This window comes from Vibrio sp. 99-70-13A1, assembly GCF_013114625.1.
GTDB lineage: Bacteria > Pseudomonadota > Gammaproteobacteria > Enterobacterales > Vibrionaceae > Vibrio.
In genome coordinates, this window is sequence record NZ_VTXD01000026.1 from 1 (window position 1) to 21,617 (window position 21,617).

Genomic DNA, 21,617 nt, shown 5'->3' on the forward strand with positions numbered 1-21,617 from the left:
TTACTACTATGTTTTTATTAACTGTAGAGTTTTTAACTAATAAATTTTTATTAACTGCATATTTTTAAATGATTGATTTTATTAATTGTTCTGGTTTTATTAACGGCTTAGGTTTAACTGTTCTGTTTTCAGTAGCGTTCTTTAAGTTCGGTGACCACATTCTCAGGCGCAACCCGTTTTAACGAATCCAGGCAAGGCTTAGCATTCTGCTTCGACTCCAATAGCGCATCGCATAACGCATAAAGGTACGCAGGTTCTTGGTTCAACTGATACGCTTTGTCGAACAGTTTTGCTGCTTGGTGAACATCAGAATCACGAACAGTAGAGGCATAAACATAAGCATATTTGGAGTTCGTGGGAGCGAGCGTTACTGCTTGGCTGAGAGACTGTTTTGATTTCATCACATCACCTGACCGATGATAGCTTAACCCCAAGCCATACTGTAAACGCGCATCATTGGGGTGTTTGATTGCGGCTTTCTCTAGCACTTCTCTTGCTTGAGCCGTATTTCCAATGTCACGTAAATACTCGGAGTGAATCACCGCCGTTCTTGGATCATCATAAAGCGCATACATACGTTCATATTGGTCTTCAATAAGATCTTCTTTTTGTTGAATTCGATAGAACCAAGCTTTCTTTATATCGCCCTCTAACGTTAGTGGAAGCCTATTCAAATATTCATCCACATACTTGTCTAAATATTCTTGATGCGAAGGAGACAATATTTGCCAGATTTGGATCAGTACTTGTACGGCTTCTTCACTAACATCTTGATTATTGTCATTCAACATCGGAGATATTACATCCCACTTTGCTCGACCTTCCCACTGTTTAGCCGCCTGAATGGCAGCTAAACGCATTTCTGTATGTTCCGAACGTGAGGCTCTTGCAACTGCAATAATGGCATTAGGACCGTAATACAGACCTAAATTACTTGTTGCCTCAACTCTCAATTCCATACTCAACAATTCATTCTGAGAATATTCAGCTAGGAGTGACTCTTCCCTTTCTACAGGCGGCACAGGAAAATCTTCAGGCTGTACTGCACTTGCACCAACATAAAATGGGCATAAAAAAGACATGATGCAAACGAACCACAACTTAAGTGTCATTTTGCTTAATTCAAGTTGGTTTAGTTTTAATTTTATGCAGCGATAACTCATGCGCCTTCCTGTTCGTTCAATAACCGTTGAGACAGTTCTTCTGCTCGAACTAGCAGGGCATGTAGTAAATAGATATCACGTGTTTCTCGCATTCTGTTCGCACTTAACCAATGATTCAATGCTGTTAAAGTATCTTCGTAGCTCACATCTTCTCCTGAGCGGCTATTTAGATACCCTAAGCTCTGCAATGAAACCACTAGTTCAGGGGAGTTTACCTCAGGCATAAGCAGGTATTTGAACTCATCTTTATATACCATTTGAAGTACTGCATGATTGGCTTTGGCAATCTCATACTGAGTGCGTTTAGCTGTATAAGAATCACCGCAATCAGGATGATTAGGTTGTTTTTGACACCGGTTGAATAGACGAGCAAATTCTGTATAGCGAGTACTCTTTGTTTCGAATGCCAATGAAATAATCGCGTTCACTTGTTCCTCATTATACAAACCATCTAAATCACTATTAGCTGATTGGTTTACTTTGTATTTATCACTCTCAGATTTTTGCTCGACCTGCTGTTCTGTTTTTATTGTTGTCTCTGCTATCGAAGTACCGACAAAAGACATAACGAGAGATGCGATCAATATTCTTGATATAATCAATTTCATTTTTTCACCCTCTATTTAAATTTAATTCTCATCGCGTCTGCATTAATACCCTTGTTCACTGGGTACCCCATGGTCGATACAACCATTGATATATAAGGATCAATATGTGAAAAGAACTGTTTCCAGCCTGCACACAAATAGTTCAGCCCTGTTTCACCATCGAGGGTTTTGATAAAGCGATTTTTCGGGCACTCACCAAAACAAGCAAACTGATAAGTACACTCTCGGCATTGTTTAGGTAACGTTGACTCTTTTGCTCGACCAAATTCTTCTTGGCCTTTTGAAAATTGCAGGTCTTCAAGCTTGGCATCATTGATGTTGCCGAGCTTGTATTCTGGGTAAACATAGTGGTCACACGCGAATACATCACCGTTGTGCTCAATAGCTAATCCTTTGCCACACATAGGAGCCAGTGTACAAAGCGGGTTTACTCGGCCCATCCAAGTTTCAACACAAGATTCAAAATACGGAACATTCACTTTGCCGATGTCATTTTCCAACCACTCATCAAAAATGGTGCACAGGAAATCTCCCCATTGATGAGCAGAAACACACCAAGACTCTACAATTGAGTTCGGGTGGCTAGGCTCAGTTTCAGGCATGCCTTGAAAAAGAATCTCTTCTTCAGACCATTTCTGTGGTGCTGTCTCTCGGAATGATTTCGGTTCGACGATAGGGATGAATTGCATCTGTGGCGAACGAATCTCATCGCGTAAAAAGCGGTAAACTTCGAGTGGGTTTGAACCAGTGAGGTTGTTTACACAAGTCAGCGTTGCAAAATTCACGTTGTGTTTATGAAGAAACGCAACACCTTTCATAGTTTGCTTAAAAGTGCCTCGTCCCGAGCGGTTGGTGCGATAAGCGTTGTGGATCATTTCAGGTCCATCAATGCTTAAGCCGACCATAAAATTGTTTTTACTTAAGAACTTGCCCCAATCATCATTAAGTAACGTCCCGTTAGTCTGCAGGTTGTTCTCAATTTTCACGCCTTTCGGGCAATATTTTTTTTGCAGGCGAACTACGTCACGAAAGAAATTAACACCTAGTAACGTCGGTTCTCCGCCTTGCCAATGGAAAACAATCTCAGGAAAATTTTGCTGCTCAATATAGGTCTTGATGTAGGTGTCTAGCATTTCTTCGCTCATTTGAGTCGCGCAACCACGCTCATGGCCTAACAACTCTTCTTTACTTAGGTAGTAACAGTAAGTGCAATCAATATTACATGCTGACCCAATGGGCTTAGTCATAATATTCATACGTTTCGCGGGTGCTGCTTTTGGCAACATAATGGTGTTGTGTTGAGCTGATTGGGTCATTGTTATTCCTCTTCTCGTTCACTCACATTCACTGTGCGATTACTTCCCTAAGATGGAAACCGATAACGGTTATCTATGACCATTATTCAACAACACTTGTCAGCCGTAATCAGTAGTATTACTGATTCTGTTTTATGGCTTCTTCAACAAACAAGCGAAAACAAAAAGAGCGATCATAAGGATCGCTCTTTTAAGTGGTTCGTCAGCTTTTCAGCGGGGGCTGATTTGACTCGCCAGTTAACTCAATAATATGGATTTGTTACTCAGTACTATTGGTATTGAGCACGCTGCCAAATACTCATCTTCTCAACAATTTTGTCGATAGAGAACGAACCAGGAACTTGGCGTGGCGGGAACTCTTGGAATGTTTTCAAGAATTGGAATGTGTAAGCTGCGCCCAAGTACATGTATGGAACATGCTCAACACGCCATTGAGAGTAACCAATACCATCTTTATGCGCATTTTCATACGGGTCTTGACGCAGGTTAAAGATGTACGGGAAACGCAGTTCTTCGAACTGACACTGCCAAGTTTCAATACCGTGACACTGGTTTGCCGTAAACATCACTTTAAAGTCGCCCATACGCACGGCTGAAATATGACCATCATCAGCTGCATAAACAAAGCCCTTACGAGGCCAATCAGCAGAGTTGTCTGCTGTTGTGTTATTGCCTTTCTTAAGTGCTGGCATTAAGTCAAAGCCATCTAGGTGAACTTTGTACTCTTTACCATTAAGCTCTTTGCCTTTCTTCAAGTCAGCGACAATGTTTTTCTCGCCAGCGGCACCTAAGAATGTTGGAGCCCAGTCATTGTGCGCCGCAATTTCGTTTGCAACAGAGCCTGCAGGGATCTTGTTCGGCCAACGCATCATTGCTGGTACACGGAAGCCGCCTTCCCACGTTGAGTTCTTCTCACCGTAGTAACGCGATGTTGCGCCATCTGGCCAAGACCATTTCTCTGCACCATTATCGGTCGTGTACGAAACAATGGTGTTATCAGCAATCTTCAGTTCGTCCAGCTTATCAAGTAATTGACCGACCATGTTGTCGTGCTCAACTAGACCATCACCGTAAAGACCACCACGTTGTGACAAACCTTTTGATTCTTCTTTTAGATGAGTCCAAACATGCATACGCGTTGAGTTAAACCAAACGAAGAATGGCTTTTTCTCTTTATGAGCACGGTCAATAAAGTCTAAAGCGCCTTCTAGGAATTCTTCATCCACCGTTTCCATACGTTTAATCGTTAGAGCACCTGTATCTTCGATACGGCCATCAGCGTATGAATGGATAACGCCACGCGGCCCAAATTTTTTCTTAAAGCCAGGCGCTTGTGGGTAATCCGGATGCTCTGGTTCTTCTTCAGCGTTCAGGTGGTAAAGGCTACCCATGAACTCATCAAAACCATTAGCGGTTGGTAGATGCTCATCACGGTCACCGAGGTGGTTCTTACCGAACTGACCTGTCATGTAACCTTTAGCCTTGAGCATGGTTGCAATGGTTGGGTCCTCTTGACGAATACCTTCAGCAGCGCCTGGCATGCCTACTTTTGTCAAACCAGTACGCATTGGATGCTGACCTGTAATGAATGCACTACGACCAGCAGTACAAGAGTTTTCTCCGTAAAAGTCAGTAAATAGCACGCCTTCGTTCGCGATACGATCGATATTCGGAGTCCAGTGACCCGCTTGGCCTCGTGTGTACGCCGAAATATTATCGATGCCAATATCATCGCCCCAAATGGCTAGGATATTAGGGCGGCTTGTATCCGTCGTCGCGTAACTCGCCATTGCAGTCGATGCTAGTACAGCACCTATCGCAAGTTGTAGGAAGGTTTTCTTTTTGAACATAGCTCAAGACCTTTTGTAATTTTAAAAGTAATTTCTTTCCGGGAGCTATTATTTAAGAAACGTAAAACGTGGTAATCAGTAGTATTACTGATTTGAATAATAATGGGATACCTAAGCGAGTGATAATCACCCGTTATTTAGGCAAAAAATTGACTTATAACCCAATAAAAAGCTAGCTTATACATAGAATTATTGTTGATAAGGTTGACTGTATACGATGAGAAATACCACTGAAATGTCTTTTGAAGATTTGGTGACACAGCAGTCCGACGCCTTAATTGGATCGCCGCCTAAAGACTTTGATGAAACTTGGCAAAGAATTGCTCACACAGTTTTAGATTGGTTCGAAATAGACAGAGTTACACTGTTTCCCAACTCAATGATTATGCTGAACGACGGTAAAACCGTCACTATCTCTCGTGACAACATTCCTAAGCTCAACCCACAAAGCTTTATCAGCGGTAATTATTTAGATTACTTGAAACAGCTCAGAACCAAGAAACGTTGGCTCACTTTTGACGAACATGACATGAGCAATCATAAAATCTCGGTAATCACTACCTTGTATCAAGAAGGTGGACGATGGCATGGCATTATTCCACTGAAGCTATTTGGGCAAGATTGGGGGGCTTTATCATTCTCTAGGTTCCACAGCAATGTAGAACCTCTCTCCGACCAAGATATGAAACGCCTCAAGCTTATTTGCGACATTTGGCTCTGCTATTGGCAACACTCAACAATGGCTAGAAATTTAAAACAAGATCAGCCTACTAATGCAAATGAAGGTGAAAAGCTTCTTTTGTTATCGCCCAAGCAGTGCTCGGTTCTAACTCTACTTGCTCAAGGTTTTACGGCAAAACAATGCGCAGAAAAGCTCTTTTTAAGCCCTCGAACCATCGAATCGCACAAGTACCGCATGATCGACATCCTCGAGCTTGAAAACAATACCGAGCTTATCCAATTTGCATTGCGCAACGGTCTTGGTATTGATCAATAGCCCTCTCATATACACAAATATCACTCCTGCTTTGTCCAACTTACACAAACCACTACAGTAGTGGTTTGTGTTATTGCAGTAATACTACAGCTTACAAAATCAAGACCATAAATTAATTAAAAGCATCAAGTAAACCTGCTTCACTTAAAGCATTGTCACCTAAACCAATATCGTTTGAAGCAATGCCATCTAAAACAATAAAACCGAAACCAACTTGAAACGCACTTGTCCATAAATAAGTAGTAGCCTCGACCTTCTTTGGCTCATCCAGATCATGCTTTTATTATTCTTCCAGAGTTATCCGTATTTTTACTGATTCCCTCATCCCACTCTCCCCGTAACATTTCGATACATGTCCACTATCAGTGGATTCTCTCTAGCTCAATTTTTTAATTACCCCTTTTAGGAAGCTTTATGAGTTTAATTAGCATGCCGTTTGTTGAAACAGGATTCGACACAGGCTTACACGTTGTCGCAGGGATTGTGCTCATTGGTACCGTAATTGGTGCTTTGTATGCATTTTGGAAGTTTCATGAACTGCCTATTCACCATGCAGATAAAAAGAAACACGGTCAGTTAGGGCTCGTTACTATTTTGACTTGGATTGGTTTTATCTGGCATTGGGTATGGGTAATTGCGGTCATTATTGCTTTTGTCGATGTAGAACAAAGTATTCGCCGTGTCCGCCATATTTGGCATGACGCTTCACCAATTAAAGCGGAAAGCACTGGAGAATAAAAATGTTAGAAGGTTTGGCTATTTGGGCTTTATTTATATATCTACTTCGATTGATTGGTGTGCCTTGGGGGACTCCTTTTAAAACGTTCGCTTATGGCGGCGGAAGCATTTGGCTGCTTTTTGTTTGGGTTGGCTTAATTACATGGGCACCGATGGATCTGTCCGGTGGCTCCGTTGTTCAATCACCTCATATTCAATTACGCCCGGGGTCTACTCGCGTTACAGGGAATATTGAACATCTGTATATATCCCCTAACCAAGAGATCAAAAGCGGTGAGCTGATCTATGACATTGTTGATGACTCATATGAAATTGCGGTTGAGAAAGCTGAATCTCAAGTATCTATCGCACAAACTGCATATCAACTGGCTGTGCAAGACACCAATATCGCTAATACAAATTTCCGCTCATCTCTTGAAGATATAAAAATCATCAAGAACCAAATATCGGCTGCTAATCAAGACCTCACATTAAAGGTACGTACTTTAAAGCGCTATGTAGACCAAAACACTAAGGTCAAAAATACGGTTACTGAGAGTAATCTTGATCAACAAAGAACCATTGTAGAAGTCGCTCACAGCCAAGTTTTTATCTTAGAGTCGCAGTATGACAAAGCTTTAATCACGGCCGAAAAAAATAAAAACCTAATGGAAAAATCTAAACTGACAGTGATCAGCAAAGAAGCGGATTACCAAAATAAACAAGCTTCTTTAGCTCAAGCTAAGTGGGACCTGTCACAAACCAAGATTTATGCACCAACCGATGGATATGTCACCAACTTTATGGCTCGTGAAGGTCAGTTTGTTGGGGCAATGCCTCGCTTGAAAATGTACAGCAATGAAAAATTCGTATTGATGCGAATTAACCATCAAGCATTTCGAAACATCAAAGTGGGACAGGAAGCTGAATTCGCGACTGCTATTTACCCGGGCAAGATCTTCAATGCTGAAGTAGAAGGTATTGTCGAAGCAACCGGTGAGTCACAAGGTTCATTACTCGCAAGAGAAACGAATGTACGAGCGACAACGGGTAAGAATGTAATGAACAAACACCATTTTGTTCGACTGCGTATATCAGAACCAGAAGGCTACGACATTCCTGTTGGAGCGGTCGGTCTTGCTTGGGTCAATGCAGAAAAGCCAATTCCTTTCCTTAATTTCTTGAATGTTATTCGCGGCATCATCATCCGAATGAAAGCTCAGATTTACTTCTTATATAGCATGTAGGTATGCCATGAACACTTTTCACAAACTATGCGACTTTATTGATGTATCCCACAGAAGAAAAAGTCAGGCAGTACTCTTCATCGTATTTCTATGCCTGCTTAGTACTCACCTATAGCGGCACTTTTTATCCAATAAAATTTCCTACTATTCACGCTCCCAAAGGAGCGTGTTGGGCTTAATTCAAACCTAAGTGATACAAATATGAAAAAACTAATTTTACCGCTGCTCATCTGCTCATCATTTGCTAATGCAAGTGGACTACTGTTGCAAGAAGCTGTCACTGCTAATGCAGGAACTGCAGGAGCTGGAGACGGGGTATACACCGGAACTGCAACGGCTAGTTGGACAAACCCTGCAACAATGAGCCACATGGGTGAAAGCAAGACGACGGTTAATATCATGGCACTTTATCTGCAGATGGATTATACCGACTATCAAGCCGATACGAGCGTTATTAATACGCCAGATGGAAATGCGAGTGCCAATACCCTGATGCCATCTATCGGTATATTTCATGTTCAGCAAGTCAACGAAAAAACACATGTAGGTGTTAATTTTGGTGCGGTTGGTGGGTCATCTATTGAATATGGTGACAACTGGGATGGCGCAAATCACCTAGACAAAGCTTTTATGTCGGCGTTACAACTCAACCCAAATATCAGCTACCAGTTAGATGATAACTGGTCTGTTGCTGCTGGCGTGCAAGTCAACTATGGCATGATCGAAGTAAGTACGACAGGTTTCCAATCAGACATGGGGACAGATTGGGCATTTGGCTATAACTTCGGCGCAATGTATAAAGCTCAAAAATGGTCACTTGGTCTAAGCTACCGTTCGAAGCTGGCACACGATTTTGATGATATTTCAGCCGATCTATCCAATGGCAGTAGCGCTGTGGTTGGCACTGAGCTTGTGGTTCCAGCCATTATTGATTTAAGTGTTAGCTATGATCTTAATACTGATCTCACATTGCTCTCGTCTGTACAATTCCACCAGTGGAGTGAATTTTCAGACACTCCGGTTTACAACGACACACTCAACTCACAACCTAATCTACCTCAGTCAATCGACCGAGATTGGGATGACGTTTGGAAGTTTTCAGTAGGTGCCGATTATCAAGTTAACTCCGACTGGGCTCTAAAAGCTGGTTTCTCTTACGAAACATCACCTCAAGACGATCCAACCAAACAGTGGGTCGATTTACCAGTGGGTGAACAGTACCGTTACTCGATGGGTGCAAGTACTCATTGGGGCACCACTCGTATCGATATTTTCTATGAATATGCTGATTTCGGCACGATGGAAATAGATCGCACAGAAAAAGCCTATACACAAATATACGGTAACTTCGAAGGCAGCATTCACTTTATTGGAATCAACGCTACCTATTAATAAAAATATCTTTTTTTAAGTGCAGCCCCCGTATAAGCATATTTGTATCACTTTGCTTTAGGTTTTATCGCATCCGTGCAATGAAGACCATTGGGGGCTAGAAGTTAAAAGCTAGAAGCGGTAATCAATACCTACAGATGCGGTCACTTCTTCAGAATTAATGTCGCCTGCTGTCGTGTTTTTGATTTCAATGACGTCGTATTTGAACTCAAACATAATATTTATGTCTTTGTCTGCCACTTTGGTTTTAATTCCTTGAAGCCACATCAGGTTTGCAACGTTCATGTCGACACCACCATACGAAGAGCCAAGGTTTACATTAAACACTGAAAAGTGTGTGTCGTTCCATGGGTGCAATGCATACAGATTAACTGATCCTAAGTGTGCATCTTTACCACCTAAAGCCTGAGTAACTTGATTCGACGTAATTGAAGGAATTGGAGAACCAGGCATACCGTTAGCTAAGTTGGCAATGTCATCAGTTTTAAAGTCTACATAGGTGTAATTCAATGACGGAAAAAATAAAGTACCATCATCGCTGGAAAGAGGAAGCATGTAACCGGTTGTGTACATACCAGCTGCTTCATCTAAATGATAAACATCAACATAAACACCACCAAACCGGTCGAAATGAGCAGCTCGAAGCCTTGCATTGTGTGACTGTGTGTAATATTCAGCAAACCCTACAGTTTGTGAAATATCACTGGTTAATCCACCAGCACCGCCACCGGCTAGAAGCTTGAGTTCACCTTGTTCATCAGAGAAAACAGCGGCTCTTGCTGAGCTATTCCTTGGATCTGCATCGTGATACTGCTGCTCGTTGTCACTGGCAAATGAAGCTGACGAAACAACCGTTGATGCCATAATCACTGCCGCTGTAATGATATTAAGTCTATTCATTGGAAACCTTAAGAGATGTTCTAAAAACCGATGAGAAGAACTTTAAATAAACTCAGTTTTAGACACTACTTATTTAAATTATTAGCAATGCTAATTCACCAAACCTAGCATTCTCAGTTTCACTAATTTCCTTTAGTTGGTATTTACATGTACAGAAAATATAACGAACAGTTAAATTTAAATTACCTTCGAATTTTTAATGCCATTTATATTTATAGAAGCACTAAAAAAGCAGCTCAAGCTCTTGGAATAACTCAATCAGCGGTAAGTCAGACATTGGCTAAATTACGGGAGTTCACAAACGACAGGCTATTCTATATGTCGGGGAATGAATTAATTTCAACTCACAGGGCAGATGAAATAGGAACCGATCTCAATGAGCATATTGAAATTTTAGATAACCGCCTTTCATCACACCTATTCTCAGACCCTCATCAATTCGACGGAGAGCTGACAATCGCAGTATCAAGTGTATTTCTTGAAGCTATTGCAACGGAACTCACCAGCTCGGTAGTCTTTGATTTGTTCCCTAATGCAAAACTCAATATCACGACTTGGAGCGACAAAACATTTGAGGCAATGCAAAATGGAGAAGTTCACATTGGCCTTAACTTTTATCCAATTGAAGCGCCAAAATCAATCCGCTCAGTCCCGCTAACCAGAAGTGAGCCGGTCATCATAGCGAGAAAAGATCATCCTTGGAGCCTATCTAACCTCAAAAAAGAACAGTTCGGCTCTTACCCTACGGGCGGCATTCTCGTACCTGGGCTCACCGATTTTAATGCGATCCTAGAAAAACAGCACCCCAAATTATTCAACTTTAAATATCGTTCAGCAAGTATGTCTGTCTTAAGTATTCTTGCTGAACATTCGGATATTTTGGCGATAACTGAAACACTTGCCGCATCTATGTGTAGCGAGTCGCTACAATGTTTCCGACCAGAATGGTTAAATGAATTACTACCTAAACAAATCAGCCACGCCGTATATTACCTTGAGCGAAACCACTCTCACCCACTTTATCAATACGCAAGTGAAGTAGTAAAAAAATCCCTTCAGCAAAAACTTAATGAACTGTCTACGAAGGTCATTGATTGCTAAAAAATACCGTATTTATACTGATGTAGGGTGCTGTTATTCCTATTAATATTCTCAATATAGATTTTTCTGGCTTTATTTATGACTCCTTTACAAGGTTTTGTCATCGCCCCTACTCTAAGACGATAATTAATGAAAAAATTGATTCTAGCCGTTTGTTTAACAAGCCTACTTACGGGTTGCCAAGCAACACAAAGACAAAACGCAACCACAGGTGAAATGGAAACCAATTCTGCGACTAAAGGCGTAATGGTAGGTGTGTTAGCTGGAGCTGCCATTGGAGCAGCAACTGGCGATAGCTCTAGTGAACGTAAGAAACGAGCGCTCCGAGGTGCTGCTGCTGGTGGTCTTATTGGCGGTAGCGCAGGTTATTACATGGACAAGCAAGAAGAAGCACTGAGAAATCAGTTAGTTCACTCAGGCGTTCAAGTGAAACGGGTGAGTGAAAATGAACTTCAACTCATAATGGAAAATGGGATCGGGTTTGACTCAGGCTCCTATTACCTATCTTCAGACATCTATTCAACTTTAAATAGTGTGGCACTGATTCTTGGGGAATACCCTGAAACTCGGTTAGATATCAAAGGACATACAGACAGTTCAGGTAGTGATGCAACAAATCAAAAACTATCCGAGCAGCGTGCGCGTTCTGTTGGCGAATACTTAGTAAATCAAAAAGTGGCTTCAGGGCGAGTAGCCACTCAAGGGTTTGGGGAGAGATACCCGATTTGTGATAACAATACTCAGCAAGGTCGTGCATGTAACCGACGTGTTGAAATCAATATTCTATCACTACAGTAATTCTATTTTTTCGAGATGAGTTCTGTTTTTTTTAACCGTTTTCTAAAGCCATTCCTGCTTATTGGGGGGCGTCACTATGTACGCTGGCATCTATGCACTCAACCCAGAAACAGCACACCTCAACGCAAGTTTTATCCCCTTTGCAATTACTGACATTACCATCGTGACTTACACATTGAGGGACTGGTATGAGAATTACAAACAACGTTCAGTATCGGAAAATTAACCATTTCTCATACCATTTTTCATAAGTGGAATGCTTATTTTAAAGAGCTTACACAGCCTTACAAAGCTAAGTTCTTTAAGTATTAGTTTCAAACCATTGATAAATATAGATAATAAGTTACAAACACTTAACCTTCATGATCTCACGAGGCATTCATACCTACTGAATGTCTCGCCTTTGTTTTATTCTTCCTCCCGCATCACTTTTCAAAAAATTGAACTATGGGCGTCCACGAACTTAGTTTTGATGCCTGCTTATTTTGATGATCACTTAGCATAAACTCGCCGGCGATTAACATGCGATTAAAACAACCTAGTAAATTCAGACATCAACGCGGGTTTACCCTCATCGAACTTATTGCTTGCCTTGTTATTTTGGCAATTGTATCCGCCGTAGCTACGGTAAAAATCAGCAATATTCAAAGTGATGCTCGTATCAGTAAAATGCGTGGAATTGCCGGTAACCTTCGAACTGGTATCGACATGATCTATGCAAAATCAGTGATCGAAACTGTTGAAAGTGAATGCAATGTCGAGGAGGGCAAAAAAACCGAAGTCGAAGGTTTTTTTGTCTGCCATGGCTACCCCATTGCCTACATTGATTCGGTCGTGCGCTTAATGAACATCGATAATAAAGAAACCTTGTACGTCCGAAACAAAACCATTGATGGGCACCGTGTCGCCTCTATTTCCTTCAGTGGTACTCCTTACACATACGAGCCACAGGGCGATTTTTGCCAAGTCCTTTATCAGCCAGAAAAACAGCCTCAAGTCGTGACCTTGCTTGGTGCATGCTAAACAATATTGTCACTGGCTTCTGATCCTTTCTATAAGCATTCCTACTTTTAAGTCATAAAACACTTGAAATATTCTGCACAAAGAATACTGTTATAGTTATGTATAACACCATAAGTTAATAATCATGACTCAATGGAACGATAATCAACCCATATTCAGACAGCTTGCCGATCAAATCATCGCTCAGATCCAGCAAGGGATATGGCAAGAAGAACAGGCTTTGCCTTCCATTCGTTCAGTCGCGGCTGATCTCAAGATCAACCACTTAACTGTGATGAAAAGCTATCAGCTTTTAGTAGATGATGGCTTGGTAGAAAAAAGGCGTGGGCAAGGTATGTTTGTTGCGAAAGGAGCTGTAGAGCAATTGAAACAAGTTTCGAGAGAAGCCTTCCTCAATGAACGTATTCCTGAAATCGCCACCACCTTACAAAATATTGATATGAGTATTGATGACTTCGTTCAGCAACTGACTCTGTATATGAAGGACAAATAATGACGGCTTTATTATCTGTACAAAACGTGACTAAAACCTACTCCGATAAAGTAGGCGTTAAAGATATCAGCTTCGAATTACAAGCAGGCCAAGTGCTTGGGTTGCTTGGTCATAATGGCGCGGGTAAATCGACACTCATCAAAGCATTACTTGGGGGGCATCAGTACAAGGGTGACATCTCAGTCAATGGTTGCCACCCAATCAAACAACATACTGAAATGATGAAGCATCTGTCTTACATTTCAGATGTGAACGTTTTACCTGAATGGATGACCGTCAAACAAATCATCAAATACACAGCCGGTGTTCACCCCAGCTTTAATAAAGAAAAAGCACTCAAAACATTAGAAAGCACCAACATAAAACTGTCTTCAAAGATCAAGCAACTTTCTAAAGGAATGAAAGTTCAACTACATCTTGCCATCATCATCGCGACGGACACTAAAGTGTTAATTTTGGATGAGCCAACGCTCGGACTTGACCTCATTTACCGCGACACTTTTTACCGACACTTGTTGGAATGGTTCCATGACGGCGAACGCACGTTAATTATTGCCAGCCATGAAGTCTCTGAAATTGAACATTTATTGACGGATGTTCTTATCCTTAAACAAGGTGAGTGCGTTTTACAGCAAAGCATGGAAACCATCGATCAAGATTACTTCATTCTTGATGCTGCCACTTCTCATTCAAATGAAATAGAAGCCCTTAATCCGCTTTCAAGCCAACAAGGGCTAGGCACAACAAAATGGTTACTGAAAGGTCAATATAGAACTCAAGTTGAAAACCTTGGTCAATGCTATCAAGTCAAACTTGCTGATTTGTTTCTTGCTACTCAAACGGGGAAAGCATAATGCATCCAACTCTACATATGCTTGAGAAAGAACTTATCGAGCACAAAATTGTTACGCGTTTACCCTTGTTCGTTGTGCTTTGCGGCGTGTTGCTTTTCGTCAGTTTAATCACGAGCAATACAGCCCAACACAGCTTCTTTTTTGAGATGAACGTGACAGGTGATGTGAGTGATATTCACATGGACTTCGCTCGCGACCTCAATATGGTGATCACCTTTGGAGCAGGGGTTATTGCCCTTCTTCTTACCACTTTATACATTCCTAAAACATTACGTAAAGAGCGCCAAGAAGGCAGCTCCATGTTTTGGCGCAGCATGCCGGTGTCTAACACCACCACTCACTTAGTGAAGCTTGGGTTTGGTTTAGTCGCTATTCCTGCTATATGCGCGCTTCTCGTTCTATGTGCAGATCTACTGCTGTGGGTGCTGAACATTACTAACGATAAGCAGTTAGCATTGCTGGTTAACCAAGAGTCTCTGTTTTTTGTTTTAACCAATTGGCTAGTATTTTTTGCGCGCATGCTCGTGGTTGCCGTTGCTTTGCTTCCTCTCGCAGCAATAACGCTGGCAATATCTCAGTTAGTCAGCTCGCCTATTTTAGTCATCTTAGTCTCAGGTTATGCCATTAAGTGGCTGACCATTGGCGTATTCGGCTTTTATGGTATTAGTGAGTTTTTCTCTGAAATACTGTCTCTGCCCCTTAACCTACTTCTTGCCAGCAATCCGCTTAACGCTTTTGCCAACGTCCATATTTTGTCACTGGTGATATATATCGCTTTAGGTGCTGTTGGCTTTATTGCAAGTCGTAAGCTCTACCAAACAGATGACGTGAGCTTAAAGAGCTTATTCACTCGTTAATATCTGCTAATTAATGCTAGCTTCTAGCTTCTAGCTTCTAGCTTCTAGCTTCTAGCTTCTAGCTTCTAGCTTCTAGCTTCTAGCAAGACAGTCAACAAAGCTCCTGAGAAATCGGGAGTTTTTTTATATGCGAAATAAGAGATCATGGTTGTTGAAGTCTGTAAGGATTTAAATCTGATGGTTTGTCTTATGGAGGATTTATCTTATGAATCACTTGTCTGATCGATGATTTGTCTAATGGGTTGCTTATATAGGCAATAGATTGTCTGGTGGAAAGTTTGCTGATCTTTGTGAGGTGATACAAGAGGGGTTTTAAAGAGCTGACATAAGATGCAAAGGATTATGCGATGTCAGCTCGATGGGGTGTAACGTAATACTACATATTTCAATATTGAATCAGATTACCTTACGTTTTAGCCAAACTTAGCTTTTGATAGCGTAGTGTTTGGTTTATTTCTTTGCTACTTCTTTCGCTGTATCTTTCCAGTATTGGATGCGAACGCGATGTAGCTGTGCTCTTCTCATTTTTTTCATTTTTATTTCCTTTTCATTTATCAGCAGCTCTTCATGAGCTTTTGTTTGCCGACTAATCGAATCTAGCCGTGTTTAACCTTGAAAGCAATGATTCACATCACAAAATATAAAGAGTGATGAGTACCATATACATGACGATATGATCTAGTTATCAATATTCGTCTTTGCATACTTGTTTGTATACTTAGAAGATTAGCGAGCCTAAATGACAAAATCATTTCACTCTTACGACAATTCAATGAACTAAAAAGTTCAAACTAGTACATATAGCAGCATGTAAACCCTACAGCCAAGCGCATTATTTAACGTCATTTAAATAACGTGTAATTGCCTCTATTGCCATTTTTACGCTACTAGGAATTGCCCCCGAATATGGATGCAAAACATATACCGGAGTGGGTTCTAATTGGTATTCAGGTAACCACTCAATGAAAGAATCAGCGTGAGCTTTAAATATAAAATCAGGAAGGATACCAACTCCAAGCCCTTGTTTTATCATAGAGATACAGCCATAAACTGTATTTGATTTATGCACCAAACTTGGCTTCCATACCAAAGGTTCTTTGTTCTTTTTATTTAATAGCGTGTGCTCAATATGTTTCGGCTGCCAATTATTTGCCACATAAGGAAGCTGCTCTTTGCTTAATAATGTTTCTTTCTCATTTTTGCAGCAGCAAAGCACATCAACAAAACTCCCAATGCGTCTCTGTTTTAAGTTACTTACTGGTGATTCACCAATGCGAATAGCCAGGTCGATGTCCTCTTGCATTAAGTCCAGCTGTGCGTCATGACCTATAAACTCAAGACTGAGGTTAGGGTAACCTTTAAATAATTGAGAAAGTGCTGGTACCACAATCGAATCCATCAACGCATGAGAAGCGGTGATCTTCAGTTTTCCTCTTGGTTCAATTTGTTGCTGTTTCACTTCATCCCAAGCTTGCTCAGCCACTTTATGGATAGCGCAGCAGTGCTCATAAAACCGTTCCCCTTCGGAAGTGAGGCTTTGCTTACGTGTCGTGCGTTTTAGCAAGGTCACGTCTAAGTCTGATTCAAGCTGCTTAATGTGCTGGCTGACTACAGACTTAGACAGTTCCAACTTTTCTGCCGCTTTCGTGATCGAACCAGACTCCACCACTTTCATGAACACCATCATCTGTCTTAGTTTTTTCATTGTTCTATTTTTCCAAACAGTCTTTTATTTTTACTTTGTTTTTCCAAATCAATCATAGCGGTAAAGTAAGCGACATACACGATTTAGGAGAAACAAAATGACAAACGAACAAGTATTAGACGCATGTAAAGCCGCTATTTCTGCATGGCAACAAGCATTCAACTCTCAAGACGCTGCGGGCTGTGCTGCACAGTATGCTGAAGGCACAGTAATGGAAGCTCGTCCGTTTGGTACGTTTACTGGTCGTGAAGAGATTCAAGCATTCTGGCAAAACATTATCGCCCAAGGTTTTGCTGACGTGGATTACACTGAAGTAAAGTGGGAGCCAATTGAAGACGATGGCTTCATTTTGACTGCAAACTGGACGATGAATAAAGCATTTGGTGTGGTTCACCGCGAACATTGGAAAATCCAAGATGATGGCAAAGCACGCCTAGTTTTTGATGATTTCGAAGTACAAGGTGAGCGATAAGCTCACCCCTGGTTCAATTCCTGTAACCTCAACACAAGGTGCCAGAACCGAATTCGAAACTAGAAACTAGAAACTAGAAACTAGAAAACCTGCCTGAAATGGTTTCCAACTGAAACCGCAGGCAGGTTTTGTTATTTTAGAGTGATGTTTTCTGCTGTTAGCTTAAAGATATTCGTTTATTGACCCCAACCTCTTCAACAAAGTCCACATCATGACTCACCAAGATAAAGCTGCCTTTGTATTGATTCAACGCTTCAGCAAGGATTCGCTTAGATTCTATATCCAGATGGTTATCAGGCTCATCAAGCAGTAAAAGTGACGCATCCTCAATATGGCTCACCATCAACATAGACAGCTTCATTTTCTCACCACCACTCAAATGTTTAACTTCTCGATGAACACTGTCTCTGCGAAAGCCGATGCCAGCCAATAACGTTCGAGCTTCACTTTCAATCAACCCTCGGCAAGTGTGCATAAGGCTATCAAGCATCGAATCTTCATTTTCAAACAAGCCAAAATGCTGATCTAAATACATAGTTTTAGTCATGACTTTAAGCTCACCACGATATCGATTGTGCATCCCTTGAATTGCTTTCAACAAGGTAGATTTCCCACACCCATTATTCCCTTGAAGATAACATCGATCTGATTGTGAAATAGCCATAGATAAAGGGATACCCGAACCAAAATCTAATCGACATTCTTCCAGGTTAACTAAGGTTCGCTTTTTTACTTCACTTGATGATTGAAGATACATAGCTTGAGGTTTAAGTATCTCTTTCTGTTTCATCAGTGATTGCAGCTTTTCTTGGTTACGTTCCATTTGGTTGTGTTGGTTCGTTAACAAAGCTGAACGGGTTTTCTCCGCTTTTCCTTTCATCGCATCCATTAAAATCTTCGGCTGGCTGCCAGATTTTCGGATGCGATTACCATGCGCTTCACGCTGCTGCGCTTTTTCTCGGTTAACCTGTGCTTGGCGTTCTATCTTTTTCTTTTCCGTTTTTAAGTGATCAATCTGACGATTAAGCGCAGTACTTTGCTGAGTCGTTTGCTCCACGAAGTGATCATAATTGCCTTTAAAGTATCGTAAACCTAGCTTAGTGAGTTGATAAATACCGCCAACTTGTCTAAGTAAGCTTCTATCATGGCTCACCAAAAGCACGCTTCGATGTGATCCTGAATTTGAACTCTCTTGAGAGAAGGTCTGTAAACGCTGAACTAACCAAGCTTTACCTACCGAATCTAGATGATTAGAAGGTTCGTCCAACAGTAAAACCTCGGCATCCGACTCGAACAATTTATGCAATTGCAGCAATGCTAATTGCCCCCCGCTTAACGTTGAGCACTGAGTGTCTAAATCACAAGGCACTCTTAAGTCTGCAAGTATGGACTGAGTTCGAGATTCAATATCCCAATCTTCTCCAATCAAATCGAAATATTGATCATCACAGTGCCCAGCTTCTATTGCTCGCAAAGCCAAACGAATTTCGGTTAGCCCTAAATAGTCAGAAATAGTGATGTCACTGGATAAAAGCTCGGAGGGAAGTTGCGAATAGAACCCAACCTTTCCTTGGCGTTGAACGTAACCTTCTGTCGCCATTTGGCGGCCATTCAAAAGTGACACCAATACGGATTTCCCAGAGCCATTTCGCCCAACTAAACCCGTGAGCCCTGGCTCTAGATTGAAATTAATGTCTTTAAACAACCATTCACCAGTAGAAAGTTGAAAAGACAATTGATGTGAAATTAATGTAGGCATGTGAATACCTCCTTTTACGAAAAAATGCAAAAGGGGTTGTTCCTTCATTCGAATAGATCGAATCGAAAAGGCAGAGCGCCGGATATTTGTGTGCAGATCTAGTCTTGTGGCTGAAAAGCTCTTAGCTCTTACTGTTAGTTCTTAGCTGTTATTGTTAGCTTTTTACGTATAGCTTTCAATGACTAACAAAAGAACTGACTAAAAACTTAATGCTGAATGTTTAATATTCAATGTTAAATTGCTTACACAAGCTACATAAGCTGATAAGTCAGCTAGCTCGAATGAGAAATCTAAAAACGATATACAGCGTGATACAAGATAGGTATGACGAAAAGCAACGCCCACTAACCCCGAGAGTCTAAAATTGGATTTAAAATGACTGTCAGGACGTTAGTACTTCATTATGGCGTTAGCTCCGAAAGATATGATGGCGAGATTATAAGCAATGATGCTGAGTAATTTCAAGGAGAGTTCACCTTAGATGAAATTTTTGATGAATAGCCCTCAAACCAGTAGAATCAACGCCACTAAATACCCTAGCGCTTCTTAGTCGCTGCGGTTTACTTTTTCACGAGTCGACTTATCCATATGCCTTCATCAAACACTCTTTTTACCCGCTTTAATCAATCTATCGAGGCATATTCGCTCCCTGAAAAATTTACCTTTCCTTTTTACTATGAGCCGCACCCATTATGTGAACTCGCCGCCCAGCAGCTTCAAGATCATTTGCTGGAACAAACAGAATGGTTTCATGACTTTGGCCTAGAAGAACGCACAGCTTCAGCTAAACAAGAAACGTCAGCTAAACATGAAACGAAAGCCACGAAAGAGCGTGGCAAAATGTTTGGCGTCTTGATTGTGAAAAATGAGCAAGGTGAACTCGGGTTTCTTTCGGCTTTCTCAGGTAAAATTGCTGACCAAAATTTACTTCCAGGCTTTGTGCCACCAGTCTTTGATATGCTAGCTGAAGGCAGTTTTTATCGAGGTCAATTAGCGGGTGTGACAAAAGTCAGCGACCAATATAAAGCCCTGCTGATAGCCCCTGAATATCTCGCATTAAAAGATCTATTGGCTCAAAACGTTGCGCAATCTGAGATTGAATTAGAAGCACAGCGCCAGTCCATTATTGAAGGCAGAAAAGAGCGCAAAGCACAGCGTGCAGAAGGCGAAGTTAAACTAGACAATGACGCGTTACTTGAGCTTACTAATAAGCTGGGGAAACAGAGTATTGCCGACAAGAACAAACTTAAGTATCTCAAACTAGATTGGGATAATAGGCTGAAAGCTTTAAGTGATAAGTTAAGTGTTTTCACGGATGAAATAGCACAATTCAAAGAAGAACGTGCTCGTTTGTCGAATGTTTTACAACATAAGCTCTTCCAGCAATACGCTTTTTTGAACACCCACGGTGACATTAAAGATCTGAATGAGATATTTGTGAATACGCCTAATCAAGTTCCACCAGCGGGTTCTGGCGAATGCGCTGCGCCTAAACTGTTGCAGTATGCTTTCTCACACAATTTCATCCCCATTGCGATGGCAGAATTTTGGTGGGGAGCCTCACCGAAATCTGAAGTCCGTAAACATAAAAAATATTATGCATCTTGCCAAAGCAAATGTGAGCCAATACTCGGACACATGCTGCAAGGCATAGAAATGGACAGTAACCCGTTATTAGAAAACCCTGCGGAAGGCAAAGATCTCGATATCATTTATCAAGACGATCATATTGTGGTGGTGAACAAACCTGCCGAGTTTTTATCTGTACCCGGCCGTACTATCAAAGATTCAGCAGCTCTGCGTATTGAAGAGCAATTTACCGATGTTGAAGGGCCATTTGTTATCCATAGGTTGGATATGTCGACCTCCGGTATCTTGATTTTTGCATTAACCAAACGCGCCAATAAAAGCCTACAAAAACAGTTCATGGCAAGAGAAGTTAAAAAGCGCTATGTGGCTTTGGTGGAAGGCGTTTTGAGTGACGATGAAGGTTATATCCATTTACCGCTTAGGGGCGACATTAACGATAGACCACGACAAATGGTGTGCCACGAGCACGGTAAGGTTGCAGAGACAAAGTGGGAAGTGGTTGAGCGATATGAAGACTCAACCAAAGTTTATTTATACCCAAAAACAGGCCGGACTCATCAGCTACGCGTTCATTGTTCACATACTGAAGGTTTGCATATGCCAATTAGAGGTGATGATTTATACGGTCATAAATCTAACCGTTTGCACTTACATGCTGAAACCCTTGAAGTTGAACACCCAGTAACAAAAGAGTGGTTAGTATTTAAGGTCGAAGAATACTTCTGATTAAGCATTAAGCATTAAGCATTAAGCATTAAGCATTAAGCATTAAGCA

The 21,617-nt window shown here is 41.3% G+C and carries 20 protein-coding genes; 13 read left to right on the forward strand and 7 right to left on the reverse strand.

The window, feature by feature from the left end; genetic code table 11:
* Positions 1–128: 128 nt before the first annotated feature.
* The 4 genes from F0226_RS15715 to F0226_RS15730 form a co-directional block, all read right to left on the reverse strand.
* Positions 129–1,163: a hypothetical protein gene (locus F0226_RS15715; RefSeq protein WP_171736526.1), complete on the reverse strand. Its 1,035-nt coding sequence runs from the start codon at positions 1,161–1,163 to the stop codon at positions 129–131.
* Positions 1,160–1,771 (reverse strand): hypothetical protein, encoded by a 612-nt coding sequence (locus F0226_RS15720; RefSeq protein ID WP_171736527.1) that lies wholly within the window; start codon positions 1,769–1,771, stop codon positions 1,160–1,162. The genes F0226_RS15715 and F0226_RS15720 overlap by 4 nt, the downstream gene beginning before the upstream one ends.
* Before the next feature lie 11 nt (positions 1,772–1,782).
* The gene (locus tag F0226_RS15725) at positions 1,783–3,087 is read right to left on the reverse strand and encodes an anaerobic sulfatase maturase (protein WP_137373665.1); all 1,305 of its coding nucleotides are present in this window, start codon (positions 3,085–3,087) and stop codon (positions 1,783–1,785) included.
* Positions 3,088–3,356: 269 nt separating this feature from the next.
* Positions 3,357–4,937: an arylsulfatase gene (locus F0226_RS15730; RefSeq protein ID WP_137373664.1), complete on the reverse strand. Its 1,581-nt coding sequence runs from the start codon at positions 4,935–4,937 to the stop codon at positions 3,357–3,359.
* 217 nt (positions 4,938–5,154) lie between these two features.
* On the opposite strand from F0226_RS15730, the gene F0226_RS15735 reads away from it, so the two are divergent.
* The 4 genes from F0226_RS15735 (at position 5,155) to F0226_RS15750 (ending at position 9,290) form a co-directional block, all read left to right on the forward strand.
* Entirely contained in the window at positions 5,155–5,934 is a 780-nt protein-coding gene (locus F0226_RS15735) for a LuxR C-terminal-related transcriptional regulator (RefSeq protein WP_137373663.1), read from the forward strand.
* 414 nt (positions 5,935–6,348) lie between these two features.
* Positions 6,349–6,672, forward strand: coding sequence for an MFS transporter (locus F0226_RS15740; RefSeq protein WP_171736528.1), 324 nt, complete (start codon positions 6,349–6,351; stop codon positions 6,670–6,672).
* Between the two features lie 2 nt (positions 6,673–6,674).
* Complete coding sequence (locus tag F0226_RS15745) at positions 6,675–7,898, forward strand: efflux RND transporter periplasmic adaptor subunit (RefSeq protein WP_171736529.1); 1,224 nt, start codon at positions 6,675–6,677, stop codon at positions 7,896–7,898.
* A gap of 201 nt (positions 7,899–8,099) precedes the next feature.
* A complete protein-coding gene (locus F0226_RS15750; RefSeq protein ID WP_171736530.1) occupies positions 8,100–9,290 on the forward strand; it encodes an outer membrane protein transport protein in 1,191 nt (396 codons plus the stop codon).
* Between the two features lie 111 nt (positions 9,291–9,401).
* Here F0226_RS15750 and F0226_RS15755 read toward each other — a convergent pair whose 3' ends face one another.
* Positions 9,402–10,190, reverse strand: coding sequence for a hypothetical protein (locus F0226_RS15755; protein WP_137373659.1), 789 nt, complete (start codon positions 10,188–10,190; stop codon positions 9,402–9,404).
* Between the two features lie 147 nt (positions 10,191–10,337).
* Between F0226_RS15755 and F0226_RS15760 the strand changes: the two genes are divergently transcribed.
* The 7 genes from F0226_RS15760 (at position 10,338) to F0226_RS15790 (ending at position 15,316) form a co-directional block, all read left to right on the forward strand.
* Positions 10,338–11,291, forward strand: a complete 954-nt coding sequence (locus tag F0226_RS15760) for a LysR family transcriptional regulator (RefSeq protein WP_137373658.1) — start codon at positions 10,338–10,340, stop codon at positions 11,289–11,291.
* A 129-nt stretch (positions 11,292–11,420) separates the two neighbouring features.
* Positions 11,421–12,089: an OmpA family protein gene (locus F0226_RS15765; RefSeq protein ID WP_171736531.1), complete on the forward strand. Its 669-nt coding sequence runs from the start codon at positions 11,421–11,423 to the stop codon at positions 12,087–12,089.
* Positions 12,090–12,165: 76 nt separating this feature from the next.
* Complete coding sequence (locus F0226_RS15770) at positions 12,166–12,315, forward strand: hypothetical protein (RefSeq protein WP_253820844.1); 150 nt, start codon at positions 12,166–12,168, stop codon at positions 12,313–12,315.
* Positions 12,316–12,611: 296 nt separating this feature from the next.
* Complete coding sequence (locus tag F0226_RS15775) at positions 12,612–13,112, forward strand: prepilin-type N-terminal cleavage/methylation domain-containing protein (RefSeq protein WP_171736532.1); 501 nt, start codon at positions 12,612–12,614, stop codon at positions 13,110–13,112.
* 124 nt (positions 13,113–13,236) lie between these two features.
* A complete protein-coding gene (locus F0226_RS15780; protein WP_171736533.1) occupies positions 13,237–13,605 on the forward strand; it encodes a GntR family transcriptional regulator in 369 nt (122 codons plus the stop codon).
* Positions 13,605–14,459 (forward strand): ABC transporter ATP-binding protein, encoded by an 855-nt coding sequence (locus F0226_RS15785; protein WP_171736534.1) that lies wholly within the window; start codon positions 13,605–13,607, stop codon positions 14,457–14,459. Before F0226_RS15780 ends, F0226_RS15785 begins: the two co-directional genes overlap by 1 nt.
* Entirely contained in the window at positions 14,459–15,316 is an 858-nt protein-coding gene (locus tag F0226_RS15790; RefSeq protein WP_171736535.1) for a hypothetical protein, read from the forward strand. The genes F0226_RS15785 and F0226_RS15790 overlap by 1 nt, the downstream gene beginning before the upstream one ends.
* An 832-nt stretch (positions 15,317–16,148) precedes the next feature.
* On the opposite strand, the gene F0226_RS15795 is transcribed toward F0226_RS15790, so the two are convergent.
* Positions 16,149–17,021: a LysR family transcriptional regulator gene (locus F0226_RS15795; RefSeq protein ID WP_171736536.1), complete on the reverse strand. Its 873-nt coding sequence runs from the start codon at positions 17,019–17,021 to the stop codon at positions 16,149–16,151.
* Positions 17,022–17,118: 97 nt separating this feature from the next.
* On the opposite strand from F0226_RS15795, the gene F0226_RS15800 reads away from it, so the two are divergent.
* Positions 17,119–17,493 carry a nuclear transport factor 2 family protein gene (locus tag F0226_RS15800; protein ID WP_171736537.1) on the forward strand — a complete coding sequence of 125 codons (375 nt, stop codon included), beginning with the start codon at positions 17,119–17,121 and terminating at the stop codon, positions 17,491–17,493.
* 157 nt (positions 17,494–17,650) lie between these two features.
* On the opposite strand, the gene F0226_RS15805 is transcribed toward F0226_RS15800, so the two are convergent.
* Positions 17,651–19,252 carry an ATP-binding cassette domain-containing protein gene (locus F0226_RS15805; protein ID WP_171736538.1) on the reverse strand — a complete coding sequence of 534 codons (1,602 nt, stop codon included), beginning with the start codon at positions 19,250–19,252 and terminating at the stop codon, positions 17,651–17,653.
* Positions 19,253–19,840: 588 nt separating this feature from the next.
* Between F0226_RS15805 and F0226_RS15810 the strand changes: the two genes are divergently transcribed.
* Positions 19,841–21,568, forward strand: coding sequence for an RluA family pseudouridine synthase (locus F0226_RS15810; RefSeq protein WP_171736539.1), 1,728 nt, complete (start codon positions 19,841–19,843; stop codon positions 21,566–21,568).
* Positions 21,569–21,617: the final 49 nt, after the last annotated feature.

Bases quoted from the DNA above. Each gene is read 5' to 3' on its own strand.
- F0226_RS15715 (WP_171736526.1), bottom strand. From the start codon at position 1,163: ATGAGTTATCGCTGCATAAAATTAAAACTAAACCAACTTGAATTAAGC.
- F0226_RS15720 (WP_171736527.1), bottom strand. From the start codon at position 1,771: ATGAAATTGATTATATCAAGAATATTGATCGCATCTCTCGTTATGTCT.
- F0226_RS15725 (WP_137373665.1), bottom strand. From the start codon at position 3,087: ATGACCCAATCAGCTCAACACAACACCATTATGTTGCCAAAAGCAGCA.
- F0226_RS15730 (WP_137373664.1), bottom strand. From the start codon at position 4,937: ATGTTCAAAAAGAAAACCTTCCTACAACTTGCGATAGGTGCTGTACTA.
- F0226_RS15735 (WP_137373663.1), top strand. From the start codon at position 5,155: ATGAGAAATACCACTGAAATGTCTTTTGAAGATTTGGTGACACAGCAG.
- F0226_RS15740 (WP_171736528.1), top strand. From the start codon at position 6,349: ATGAGTTTAATTAGCATGCCGTTTGTTGAAACAGGATTCGACACAGGC.
- F0226_RS15745 (WP_171736529.1), top strand. From the start codon at position 6,675: ATGTTAGAAGGTTTGGCTATTTGGGCTTTATTTATATATCTACTTCGA.
- F0226_RS15750 (WP_171736530.1), top strand. From the start codon at position 8,100: ATGAAAAAACTAATTTTACCGCTGCTCATCTGCTCATCATTTGCTAAT.
- F0226_RS15755 (WP_137373659.1), bottom strand. From the start codon at position 10,190: ATGAATAGACTTAATATCATTACAGCGGCAGTGATTATGGCATCAACG.
- F0226_RS15760 (WP_137373658.1), top strand. From the start codon at position 10,338: ATGTACAGAAAATATAACGAACAGTTAAATTTAAATTACCTTCGAATT.
- F0226_RS15765 (WP_171736531.1), top strand. From the start codon at position 11,421: ATGAAAAAATTGATTCTAGCCGTTTGTTTAACAAGCCTACTTACGGGT.
- F0226_RS15770 (WP_253820844.1), top strand. From the start codon at position 12,166: ATGTACGCTGGCATCTATGCACTCAACCCAGAAACAGCACACCTCAAC.
- F0226_RS15775 (WP_171736532.1), top strand. From the start codon at position 12,612: ATGCGATTAAAACAACCTAGTAAATTCAGACATCAACGCGGGTTTACC.
- F0226_RS15780 (WP_171736533.1), top strand. From the start codon at position 13,237: ATGACTCAATGGAACGATAATCAACCCATATTCAGACAGCTTGCCGAT.
- F0226_RS15785 (WP_171736534.1), top strand. From the start codon at position 13,605: ATGACGGCTTTATTATCTGTACAAAACGTGACTAAAACCTACTCCGAT.
- F0226_RS15790 (WP_171736535.1), top strand. From the start codon at position 14,459: ATGCATCCAACTCTACATATGCTTGAGAAAGAACTTATCGAGCACAAA.
- F0226_RS15795 (WP_171736536.1), bottom strand. From the start codon at position 17,021: ATGAAAAAACTAAGACAGATGATGGTGTTCATGAAAGTGGTGGAGTCT.
- F0226_RS15800 (WP_171736537.1), top strand. From the start codon at position 17,119: ATGACAAACGAACAAGTATTAGACGCATGTAAAGCCGCTATTTCTGCA.
- F0226_RS15805 (WP_171736538.1), bottom strand. From the start codon at position 19,252: ATGCCTACATTAATTTCACATCAATTGTCTTTTCAACTTTCTACTGGT.
- F0226_RS15810 (WP_171736539.1), top strand. From the start codon at position 19,841: ATGCCTTCATCAAACACTCTTTTTACCCGCTTTAATCAATCTATCGAG.